This window comes from Winogradskyella pulchriflava, assembly GCF_042434315.1.
GTDB lineage: Bacteria > Bacteroidota > Bacteroidia > Flavobacteriales > Flavobacteriaceae > Winogradskyella > Winogradskyella pulchriflava.
The window spans coordinates 56,116-67,943 of sequence record NZ_JBHLTQ010000019.1; the positions used below are offsets into that span (position 1 = coordinate 56,116).

The following is an 11,828-nucleotide window of genomic DNA, read 5'->3' on the forward strand; positions in this document are numbered from 1 at the left end:
TTTAATATTCATCAAGACCATCATCATTCAATACTCCAAACAAAGAACTACCAAAAATTAGCAATATGATTGCAAAATGCATGAAATAACTTAAGCAATGTCCCATAACTGCTCCTTCAACACCAAAAATATCTATGAGATAAACGCTGGAAACATACATAATTACAAATAAAAACACCTCTAAGATTATAAAATGCGCAAACATCTTTTTTGCCAGAAACTGATAAGCAATAACCATAGACATCACTCTCATAAAGTCTCCTAATATCTGATAGCCAAATAAATCTTCAATTGGCCTAAAATCCTCAGTAAACAAAATAGTTACCAACCATGATCTACACAAATACACAAGAATTAATAATGCAGCAAATACAGGTAATACAGTTCTATAAAAACTGAAAACTTCCTTTCTAAATTCCTTTCGTGATTCAATTTCAGCAAAACGAGGTAAGATATATAGCGTCATTAGAGAATAAATAAACATAAGATAGTAATCCGACACTCGGTTTACAGCCTGCCAATATCCTGCTTCTTTAATACCAATCTCAGTAATAATATAATTTCTAATAATTATTAAAACAAATGGTATTGCAATTGATGACACCAAAGCCATAATCATATTAGGACTTAAATTTTTAAGTACTGAAAAATTGATATGGTCTATCTTAATTTGAGTCATTAAATTTTTTCTAAACGCAATACCAACTACAGTAATTAAAAGGTTTAAGGCTGGTGTTATAACTACAGCAACTAATGCTCCATCAATGTTATCTTGTCTAATTAAAAGTAACGTTACTAATAAACCAAGAATCTGGCTTATAATGTTTATTATTAAAAGGATTTTATATTTTGAGAAGCCATTCATTATAGAAAACGCAAACATATTTAGTGCGTAAAATGGCAACACAATAGCCATAGTCTCTATAACATAAGTATAGTTGTTATTGAAAAAAATGATACTATTTATATAATCTGCATTATAGTAGCACAGAAAAGCCAGTAATAATGATGAGAAAAAGCCAAAGTAAAATACCGTTGAAAGTATTTTAGTCAATTCAACGATATTGTTCTTAAATTTACTTATTTGTTTAACAACACCCTTGTAAAGACCAGCAATAGCTATAGATTGAATAGCGGCTAAGAAGTTTCTAAGATTTCCTATAAGTGCCATTCCCTCAGGACCAATAAAAATGGCAATAAACTTAGAAATAAGAATACCTGCAATAATTTTAATACTGATATTAGCTGTGTTTAAGCTCGCAGCCTTTACCAATACCTCATTATTTATATAGTGAAAAAACTTTTTCAATTAGTAGGTATTTAAAGTGTTTATCAGAGATTTAACTTCATCATCCGTTAATATAGGGCTTATTGGCAAACTTATAATTCTTTTATGAATATGTTCTGTAATAGGCAATTTTAAATCTGAAAACTGAGAAAGTGCCTGTTGCTTATGTGGTGGAATAGGATAATGAATTAACCATCCAATATTATTTTTATCTAAAAATTTTGTAAAATCCAATCTATCTTCAACTTCTACTACAAAGGCATAAAACACATGATTATCTGACCCGTCATAAAAAGGTAACTTTAGTTTTGGGTTTGTTATACCTTCTAAATAATGTTGTGCAATGGCTCTTCTTTTTTGATTATCCGCATCTAAAGCTTTTAATTTAATCCTTAAAAACGCAGCTTGTACATCATCTAGCCTACTATTAAAGCCTATAATTTCGTGCTTGTATTTTTCTTTACTACCATAATTTCTCAACATTGAAATCGCTTCGAACAATTCCGAATCACTAGTAGTTACTGCACCACCATCACCTAAAGCTCCTAAATTTTTACTTGGATAAAAGCTAAATGCCGCAGCGTACCCTATGCTACCAACTTTTGCCGGATATGAAATTGGTCTCTCAATATTTAAAGTTGTTTCTGCTCCATGTGCCTGTGCGGCATCTTCAATCAGTAACAAATCATTATCTTTCGCAAACTGTAACAAATTTTCTACATCAGCCAGTTGACCATAAAGATGCACCATGATAATGGCTTTTACATCTTCGGTCGTTGCATTCTTCACCTCATCAATTGAAAGGTTGTATGTTTCTGGATTCGGCTCTACAAAGACAGGCTCTAAATCGGCATGCAATACTGATAAAATCGTCGCGATAAACGTATTTGCTGGTACAATAACCTTATCCCCTTTTTTTAATTTATCTAGTTGAATAAATCCTTTTAGAATTAATGTTAACGCATCCAAACCATTAGCTGTACCAACACAATGTTTAGTGCCGCAAAATTGGGCAAACTCATTTTCAAATTTTAAGCTATTAGAACCTAAAATATAATTTGAAGCATCCAAAGATTTACTAAAGGAATCCTCTAACTCCTTTCGGAATCTATTATTTATTTTATGAAGGTCTAAAAACTTAATCATATAAAGATATCTTCTAAAAGTTCATAGTTCTTTGTCTTTATAGTATAAAACCCTTGGGCTATGGAACGTGCACCAAAACCTTCTTTCCAGAATTGCAATCCTTGATTTATCTTTTGGCCAGCTTCAACATTAGATGTCCCAAAACTGAAATACAGTTTATTACTAAACACATTTTCTAATAAATAGATATGTAAAAAATCTAAACTCCCTAATTCATTCTTATCTGCATTTCCTGATATATACTGACAGTGTGCTACGTTATCGGTTTCAAAAATAGTTGTACCACCAACAATTTTGTCATTAAAATACACATTAAACTGTCTTATATTTTTTGGAAATCTAGACTTTAAAAGCGTTATTTCTTTTAAACTATGCACTGGCTCCACACCATGTTTAGATTTCAGGTTCGGAATCAAAATATGGTTCCAGAAGAGGTCAAAACTATCGGATTCCTCTACATTTAAGTTGTGTTTTTGCCCTCTTTTTAAACCTTCCTTTCTACTGCTAGAATAGGATTTAAAATTTAAATCTACTACAGAATGCATATCTGTTCTCACTAATTCTGCATTGGTTTTAAAATACAAATAAACCAATGGATTATTAGTTGCGTTATGCAGGTAAATACTTGGTAATTCTTTTATCCTAATAATAGAAATACCTTTTTCGTTAAGGTACTTTAAAATAGCTTTAAAAGCCTCAATTACATCTTCAGATTTTAAATTTTTAGCATAGATAAGCCCACCATAACTTAAACCTTGATGAGAATACACTTCATTATTAACTTTATTGGCTGGTAACAATGCTAATAATTTATCATTCTTATATACCATCAACGAGCAATCTACAAATCTATCGCTATGATAGTCCATAAAATCTCTTTGAAACAGAAAGGTGTCTTGGTTGCTTGTTAAGGTAAAGTCACTCCAAGAATTCTTATCACTACATGTATATAATTTAACTAGATAAATGAGTTGAAAAATTTAGAATTTGATTGGTGTGAAAGTACAAATTTTAAAGTATTTTTCTAAAACTCAAAAGACTTAGTCGATACTTTAATTTTCTTTGGAAAGATTTGTAGAGTCTAAAATATAAAGTGGTCTGTTTTTTACATTAGTATTTATTCTACTGATATATTCACCTATTACACCTATTGAAAGCAATTGAATACCACCTATAAATGCTGCGCTAATAATTAATGACGTCCATCCTGTAATGGTTTCTTTAAGTACATAATGTGAAAATATAGCATAAACAATAACCATAAATGAAAAGATAGAAATTACAAAACCTAATCGACTGACATATAGCAAAGGTTTATCAGAAAAACTGGTTATTCCATCAAAGGCTAGACGAAACATCTTACCATAAGAATAGCCACTTTTACCATGTTTTCTTACATCTCTATTGTATAATACATATGTTTGTTTAAAGCCCAACCAAGCTATTTGACCTCTCAAAAATTTATTTTGTTCAGGCATTGCATTAATAGCTTTAACTACCTTTTTTGACAATAACCTAAAATCACCAGCATCTAGCGGAATTTCAAACGACACCCAACGTTTTAAAAGTCTATAATAAAGTTTAGCCGTTAGCTTTTTCAGAAATGATTCACCTTTACGCTTTCTTCGTTTCGCATAAACCACATCAAACCCTTCTTTATGCTTGGCGTATAATTCTGAAATTAATTCTGGTGGATCTTGCAAATCAGAATCTATAATAACCGTACACTTAGCATTACAATGCTCTAATCCTGCTGAAACAGCTATTTGGTGTCCAAAATTTCTACTAAGATTCAGGTAAAATACTTTAGAATTTTCAGTAGAAAATTTCAAAATTCTGGTTAGAGAATCATCTTTGCTTCCGTCATTTACAAAGATAATTTGATATTTTTCTGAAATAGATTCAAGTGTTTTTATTGTTCTACTATAAAGCTCTGTAAGATTATCAGCTTCATTATAAACAGGTATAACCACTGAAATGTCATTTATTAACATATAACTTTCTATTTTAGGCTCTACTAATATAAGTGAAACTGATTGATCATACTTTATTTTTTTGATGCATAAATATTAAAGTAATCGTTACTCCATACTACTTCATAGTTATTTCGCTCTAAAAAACCATTCATTAAAGCATTGCGTTCATTACTATGAAAATCAGAATTTTCTTTCTTTGTAGACATATAATCATCTATTGGCTCAGAAAATTTATAGATGGTTTCAAACTTTTGCTGAACTACTATTGGCATTTCATTTATTTCATTCTCTGCTTTATTTAGCTTCTTTTCAAAGGAATTATAGTCATATATCCAAACCCAAGGGTTATACATATATGGTTTTGTTTCCGTTAAAAAATGCACCATAGGTATTTTATCGTAAGCCATTAAATAATCATTTGGCTCTACATATTTTTCTAAATTAACGAGTAATTCATTTATAATTTTCGCACGTTTCTCAGTAGTATAAATCCCTTTAGCTTTATCACTTTTAATAGCAAACTTCTTATCAAGCCTGCTACCCAAATCAAAATAAGTTTGTTGCGGAATATTATAAGCTTTAAGTGCTAAGAAAGAAATTATAATACACCACAAATATGCACTAGTATTTAAGTTTTCTGCTTTTTTTGTAAGAATAAGCTTTTGATTTATCAAATAGAAAAACAGTGGTAAACCAACCCATATTGCCATAAAACCACTATTATTTATACCTCCAGCCGATCCTAGCGATATTGTAATCAGCGTTAAAAAAGACATGAAGCTTATTACTTTAACTTCAAAAGAAACTCGTTTTTTTATAATAAGAAAAATACTTCCAAATAAACATAAGCTATAAACTGGATATATATTACCTGTATCAAACCAAACAAAAAATAAAATAGAAGCAATAAACATTGTGATTATTAACTTATTCTTTTTACTAACAGGAATATATTGGATTAAAACTATTACCAGTGATATTAAAATCAATTTCAAAAATGCTATAAAAATTGATATGTAATTGTAGACTGGCGCTCTAAAAATATCTATAAAATTATGAGAACTACCTTCAGTATTGCCAAGATCTACAATAGTTAATAGAGCATTCTTCATAATCTCTACCTGGCCTAAACTCAATAAAATTACATATATAGTTAAGTAGCCTAAAACTGAACCAATCAAAAAGAAACCTACAGGTTTTATAGCCTTTACAATTGGTTGCTTCTTTAGATAATAAGCAAATGGTATTGCTAAAATAAGAATATACAGTACAGCATTGGGAACTCTAGATAATACCGTAAAACTGAGAATAAAACCCGCTAAAATAAACTGATATATACTATTCTTTATAATCGCTTTATTTAAAATGTAAATTATAACAACTGTTAATAATGCAGTTAGTTGGTTGTGATAAAATGTTAGGTAACCATAATCATTAACAAACAAAACCATTACTAATGAAAACAACAGAAAATCTTTATTGATATGGTTTTTTAGTAATTTATAAGTCAATAGAAATGAGGAAGTATTAACAATTATAGCTAATATCCGAAACCATAAAATCCCTCCTTCTTCAAATAGTTGATACCATAATCCTCCAACAAAACCAGAAAACCAATACAAAAAATTATACTCCACACTTTCTGGGTTAGAAAAAATCTGCTGATAGAAGGTTAAAACAAATCCATCGTCACAAACATCAAAACCTTGAAAAGCCATTATCAGTTGTATGACAACTACAACTATTAAAATAATTTTAAATTTTGATATTTTCAAGATACTTCAATTTTTTCGCGGATGAAGATAATTAATCGGTTAATATTTCAACTCCAGAATCCATATAAAATTAGCGATAATTAATTCAGCATAGTTTTAATACTGAATAACATTGTAGAAAATAGTTTTGTTATTTTTACATCAACTGCCTAAAGACACATATGCTTAACATCAACTTTAAAAACCTAAGTACAGCAACATACATTTTGTTTATAGCTTATTTAAGCGTCTTCCTATTTTGCATATTCACAGAATCTATTTACTCACCAGACACCTATAGCTATTTAAGAGCAATGCCTTACAGACAGATGGGTTACGTGATTTTTTTAAAAATTTTCACTATTGTTTTTGGGTCGTATTTTGATATAGCAGTCGTTTTTACGCATACAGTATTTAGCCTCTTTGCTGTAAATTACTTTTTTAAAAAGGTAACTTCAATATTTAACCTCAATAGTATTTATAAGCTGATACTTATCTTAATATTATTATTTCCTTTTTTTCCACCACTATATATTGCTAATAACATATGCTCCGAAGGTCTTGGATATGGTTTGTACTTACTATTTGTGGCCATTGGATTAGACATACTCTTTAATAATAAAAGAGAAAATTTAATCTATTATCTTATAATATATCTTGTATTAGTCTTTATACGAAGTCAATTTATTTTTTCAACTTTAATTTTCGCTGGAGTTTACTTTTTAATATACAGAAAGTCTATTCTCAATCGAAAACACCTTATAAATATTATTGCGTTTTGTTGTATTATTATTGTTGCAAGTTTAACTGAACGTACCTACCACAAGCTAAAGGATGGCTTTTTTAAACCAACTCCGTTAGGGTTTATTAGTGCTTCTACTGCACCTATTTATGTTTCAGACAGAACGGATTATTCGCTTATAGACCAAAGAGAGTATAGAGAAATTCTTCAAATAAGCTATGATACATTAGCTAAAAAGGACTTACTCTTAAAGCTTAATGAAACACCAAAAGAGCACTATCGGTTTTTTCATGAAAATTTGCCAAAGATTTGCAATCAAACTGTTCTTGAACAAGCCGTAAAGTATTTTTCTTCAAAAAGCCCACCAATAGGTTTTACAGAGAAACAAGTATTGTCCTATCCTTTTTTTGAGGCTGAAGCAGCATGTAAAGTATATACTACAGTACTAATTAAGGACAACTTTAAAAAATGGATTCAACTGTATTATACTAACATTACTTATGGATTTTACGCGCCTATTATTTTTTACTTTGTTGTACTTATTTTTCTTTACAGCCTAATAAAAACCGTGCTTACCTATCAAAAAAAGTATGCTATTTTATTTTTGCTTTCATCATTAATCTTATCAAATGCACTTTTTATTGCATTTGCTAGCCATTCTATAATGCGTTATCTCTTTTATAATTATGCTTTGTTATTTTTGCTATTAATTAATACTCTCAAACTTCTAAAACGTGAATAATAATCCAGAGCTTTCTATAGTAATGCCATGCCTTAATGAGGCTGAAACATTAGCAATTTGTATTACAAAAGCAAAGTCGTTTTTGGATTTAAACCAAGTTAGTGGGGAAATTATAATTGCCGATAATGGTAGTACTGACAGCTCTATCGCTATTTCCAAAGCACATAATGTAACAATTATAAATGTAGAACAAAAAGGCTATGGAAGTGCCTTAAAGGCAGGCATCGATGTCGCAAATGGTAAATACATTATTATGGGAGACGCTGACGACAGTTACGATTTTTCCAATCTTATGCCCTACTTATCTGAACTTAGAAAAGGAAACGATTTAGTAATGGGAAACCGTTTTAAAGGAGGAATTGAAAAGGATGCTATGCCCTTTTTACATAAATACCTAGGTAATCCTGTATTATCTTTCATTGGACGTTTGTTTTTTAAGATTAAAATAGGTGATTTTCATTGTGGCTTAAGAGGGTTCTCCAAAAACGGTTATAATAAAATGAATCTGCAGACTTCAGGAATGGAGTTTGCTTCAGAAATGGTTGTAAAGTCCAAGTTAAATAATTTGTCAATTGTTGAAGTTCCAACAAAGCTTCATAAAGATGGTAGAACAAGAGCTCCTCATCTTAAAACATGGAGTGATGGCTGGAGACATCTACGTTTTTTAATGCTTTATGCACCTAATTGGTTATTTCTTTATCCCGGAATTTTATTAGGATTAGCTGGATTGGTCTTATCGATTTTATTAATCATAAATCCTATAAAAATTGCCGGACTTACTTTAGATGTACATACATTATTGTACGCTTCTGCATTTCTACTGGTTGGTTTTCAATTTATGATTTTTTATGGATTAACTAAGATTTTTGCCGTTGAAAATGAACTACTACCAAAATCTAATCGCTACCGAAAACTCTTTAAATTCATTAACCTTGAGAAAGGGCTTGTTATTGGTTTTGTATTGGTTTGTCTAGGATTATTTCTAAGTCTTAAAAGCTTATCTATTTGGCAAACCAAAGACTTCGGAAGTTTAGATACTAGCACAACTTTAAGATATGTAATTCCTGCAACCACTTCCCTTCAACTTGGTATTCAAACGATATTGTTCAGCTTCTTTTTTAGCGTGTTAGGTCTTAAGAAGTAACTTTTTTAACCCAATTTTTCAAAAACAAATAAATTATTTAATCCTAACTGAAATTTTTTATGTTTTATTAGTCTGAATTGTTTTGAATTAAAAATAATTGGTACGTCGGCAACTTTAAACCCATAATGCTCTTCTAAAGACATACCATCGATTAATCTCAGTTTAGAAAGTACCCATAAGATATGATCTACAAAAGGCGAAGGTACAGTAATAATAACACGTCCTGATGGTTCTAAGTATTTATAACAATCATTACTAAGTTGAAGTTGTTCTTTTTTTGGTATATGTTCTAAAACAGCAAGCATTGTAATACAATTAAACTTTTTATCCAGAGGAAGGTTATTAGGAAATTTGCCTGGTAACAAAGTATAATTTTCAGTTTCAATAGTTCTATTTAATAATGGATCTAAACCAATGCTGTGACTTATGGGCTTTGATGATAATTTATTAAATAAAGTATCGTCAAAACAGCCTATATCTAAAACTTTGTCATTCGCTTTAATATATGGAGCACAAACTTTAATCCGCCAATCCCTTAAAAATCTATCTAAAAACTTCATTGAAATTATTTGTCAAAATTATTGGAAGATATAAAAAAAGAGAAACCCATTTCTGAATTTCTCTTTTTATATAAAATAAATTAGTCTAAGCTAATTAAATCGTCTTATTACGTTTACGATCTACTTCTTTCAAATATATCTTACGTAATCTTAAGTGGTTTGGTGTTACCTCAACATACTCATCTTTCTGAATATATTCCAAAGCTTCTTCTAACGAAAACTTAATTGCTGGTACAATCTTAGCTTTATCATCTGCACCAGACGAACGCACGTTACTTAATTTTTTAGTTTTAGTGACGTTAACCGTCATATCATCTCCACGCGAGTTTTCACCAATTACTTGACCTTCGTAAATATCCTCACCTGGATCGATAAAGAATTTACCTCTATCTTGTAATTTATCAATAGAATAAGGAATTGCTTGACCATTTTCCATAGATACCAAAGATCCATTTTGACGTTCTGGAATACCTCCTTTTAAAGGCATATATTCTTTAAAACGGTGTGCCATGATAGCCTCACCAGCAGTTGCGGTTAATAACTGATTTCTAAGTCCAATAATTCCACGAGATGGCACTAAAAATTCGCATACCATACGCTCACCTTTAGCTTCCATGCTCAGCATTTCACCCTTACGCATTGTTACCATTTCAATAGCTTTACCTGATACACTTTCTGGTAAATCAATCGTCATTTCTTCAAAAGGTTCGCACTTTACACCATCAATTTCTTTGATGATTACTTGTGGCTGTCCAATTTGAAGTTCGTAACCTTCACGACGCATGGTTTCAATTAAAACAGATAAATGCAATACTCCACGACCGTAAACCATAAACTTATCTGCACTATCAGTTTCCTCAACTCTAAGTGCTAAGTTTTTTTCTAGTTCTTTAGTTAAACGGTCTTTAATATGACGAGAGGTTACATACTTTCCATCCTTACCAAAGAAAGGCGAATCGTTAATAGTGAATAACATACTCATTGTAGGCTCATCTATAGCAATGGTTTTTAAACCTTGTGGATTTTCAAAATCAGCAACAGTATCGCCAATTTCAAAACCTTCTAAACCTACAATAGCACAAATATCACCAGTTTGTACTTCTTCTACCTTTTTACGACCTAAACCTTCAAAGGTGTGTAATTCTTTAATTTTATTCTTAACAATAGAACCATCTCTTTTTACCAAAGAAATTTGTTGTCCTACTTTTAAACTTCCACGAGTTAAACGACCAATAGCAATACGTCCTGTAAACGAAGAAAAGTCTAACGATGTAATTAACATCTGTGTAGTGCCTTCTTCAATTTTTGGTTCTGGTATATGCTCAATAACCATATCTAATAATGGTTCTATATTGTCTGTTTCATTCTGCCAGTCATCACTCATCCAGTTGTTCTTTGCAGAACCATAAACCGTAGGAAAATCTAACTGCCATTCCTCGGCACCAAGTTCAAACATTAAATCGAATACTTTCTCGTGTACTTCATCTGGCGTACAGTTTTCTTTATCAACTTTATTGATAACCACACATGGTTTTAAACCTAAGTCAATAGCTTTTTGAAGTACAAAACGTGTTTGTGGCATTGGTCCTTCAAAAGCATCTACTAATAGTAAAACACCATCAGCCATGTTTAATACACGCTCTACTTCTCCACCAAAATCGGCGTGACCAGGTGTATCAATGATATTGATTTTTGTGTCTTTATAAATTACCGAAACATTTTTTGAGGTAATGGTAATACCACGCTCACGTTCTAGATCGTTGTTATCTAGAATTAAGTCTCCTGTATTCTCGTTCTCACGAAATAATTGACAGTGGTACATAATTTTATCCACCAAAGTTGTTTTTCCGTGGTCAACGTGCGCAATAATTGCAATATTTTTAATCTTAGCCATAACTATGCTGATTTTAAGCGCGCAAAGGTACGTCTAATTCTTCTCATTTCGTTAATTATATGTTATATTTTAATAAATCAACAATTTGAGTTCGTATCTTTCGTTATATAATTGATTAATAGTAAAAAGCCTTCCCTTAAAAAATCAACCGCTAATTGGGCTATTTACATCTGAACCCTAAAAATAACAACAGATGAATGCAATTAGTAAATACACCAAATTTATACCCTACCTCTATTTTTTATCGGTAATCATTTATTGGTTTACTCATATTAATAGAAGCGAAGGTATTTCAGCATATCCAATATTATTATTTGGTATTCCGTTTTTGTGGCAGTTGATTAAGCCAAACAGCAAGTTGAATTTCTCACTGGGAATTGTCTTTGTATGCTTGTCTTCGTACCTTATACTAGCGTACCTATCTAACATACTCAATATAGTTAATTGGTCTGAGTCATCTCAACGTTTATTATTTTATGGTGGTGCCTTAGTCGTTGGAAATTTTATTATGTCGCTTTGGATTATTAGAAACAGTATAAAAAAGGTATTTTAATACTATCTTTGCGACTTAATATTTAAGTC

At 30.7% G+C, this 11,828-nt stretch carries 10 protein-coding genes; 3 read left to right on the forward strand and 7 right to left on the reverse strand.

The genetic code is table 11. The features are described 5' to 3' along the window. Position 1: 1 nt before the first annotated feature. From ACFFGA_RS15550 to ACFFGA_RS15570, 5 genes are all read right to left on the reverse strand, one after another. Positions 2-1,309, reverse strand: a complete 1,308-nt coding sequence (locus ACFFGA_RS15550) for an O-antigen translocase (protein ID WP_386065457.1) — start codon at positions 1,307-1,309, stop codon at positions 2-4. Next, positions 1,310-2,434: a DegT/DnrJ/EryC1/StrS family aminotransferase gene (locus ACFFGA_RS15555; protein WP_386065459.1), complete on the reverse strand. Its 1,125-nt coding sequence runs from the start codon at positions 2,432-2,434 to the stop codon at positions 1,310-1,312. It lies immediately after the preceding gene. Further along, the gene (locus tag ACFFGA_RS15560) at positions 2,431-3,303 is read right to left on the reverse strand and encodes a GNAT family N-acetyltransferase (protein ID WP_386065461.1); all 873 of its coding nucleotides are present in this window, start codon (positions 3,301-3,303) and stop codon (positions 2,431-2,433) included. The genes ACFFGA_RS15555 and ACFFGA_RS15560 overlap by 4 nt, the downstream gene beginning before the upstream one ends. 183 nt (positions 3,304-3,486) lie before the next feature. Continuing rightward, positions 3,487-4,428 carry a glycosyltransferase family 2 protein gene (locus ACFFGA_RS15565; protein WP_386065463.1) on the reverse strand — a complete coding sequence of 314 codons (942 nt, stop codon included), beginning with the start codon at positions 4,426-4,428 and terminating at the stop codon, positions 3,487-3,489. A gap of 53 nt (positions 4,429-4,481) precedes the next feature. Beyond that, positions 4,482-6,185 carry a hypothetical protein gene (locus ACFFGA_RS15570; protein ID WP_386065465.1) on the reverse strand — a complete coding sequence of 568 codons (1,704 nt, stop codon included), beginning with the start codon at positions 6,183-6,185 and terminating at the stop codon, positions 4,482-4,484. Between the two features lie 161 nt (positions 6,186-6,346). On the opposite strand from ACFFGA_RS15570, the gene ACFFGA_RS15575 reads away from it, so the two are divergent. Beyond that, positions 6,347-7,648 carry a hypothetical protein gene (locus tag ACFFGA_RS15575; RefSeq protein ID WP_386065467.1) on the forward strand — a complete coding sequence of 434 codons (1,302 nt, stop codon included), beginning with the start codon at positions 6,347-6,349 and terminating at the stop codon, positions 7,646-7,648. Then, the gene (locus tag ACFFGA_RS15580) at positions 7,641-8,792 is read left to right on the forward strand and encodes a glycosyltransferase family 2 protein (protein WP_386065469.1); all 1,152 of its coding nucleotides are present in this window, start codon (positions 7,641-7,643) and stop codon (positions 8,790-8,792) included. The genes ACFFGA_RS15575 and ACFFGA_RS15580 overlap by 8 nt, the downstream gene beginning before the upstream one ends. Positions 8,793-8,797: 5 nt before the next feature. On the opposite strand, the gene ACFFGA_RS15585 is transcribed toward ACFFGA_RS15580, so the two are convergent. Continuing rightward, positions 8,798-9,352 carry a methyltransferase domain-containing protein gene (locus ACFFGA_RS15585; protein ID WP_386065471.1) on the reverse strand — a complete coding sequence of 185 codons (555 nt, stop codon included), beginning with the start codon at positions 9,350-9,352 and terminating at the stop codon, positions 8,798-8,800. Positions 9,353-9,446: 94 nt separating this feature from the next. Beyond that, positions 9,447-11,246, reverse strand: coding sequence for a translational GTPase TypA (gene typA, locus ACFFGA_RS15590; protein WP_386065473.1), 1,800 nt, complete (start codon positions 11,244-11,246; stop codon positions 9,447-9,449). Between the two features lie 193 nt (positions 11,247-11,439). Between typA and ACFFGA_RS15595 the strand changes: the two genes are divergently transcribed. Continuing rightward, positions 11,440-11,799: a hypothetical protein gene (locus ACFFGA_RS15595; RefSeq protein WP_386065475.1), complete on the forward strand. Its 360-nt coding sequence runs from the start codon at positions 11,440-11,442 to the stop codon at positions 11,797-11,799. Positions 11,800-11,828 lie beyond the last annotated feature (29 nt).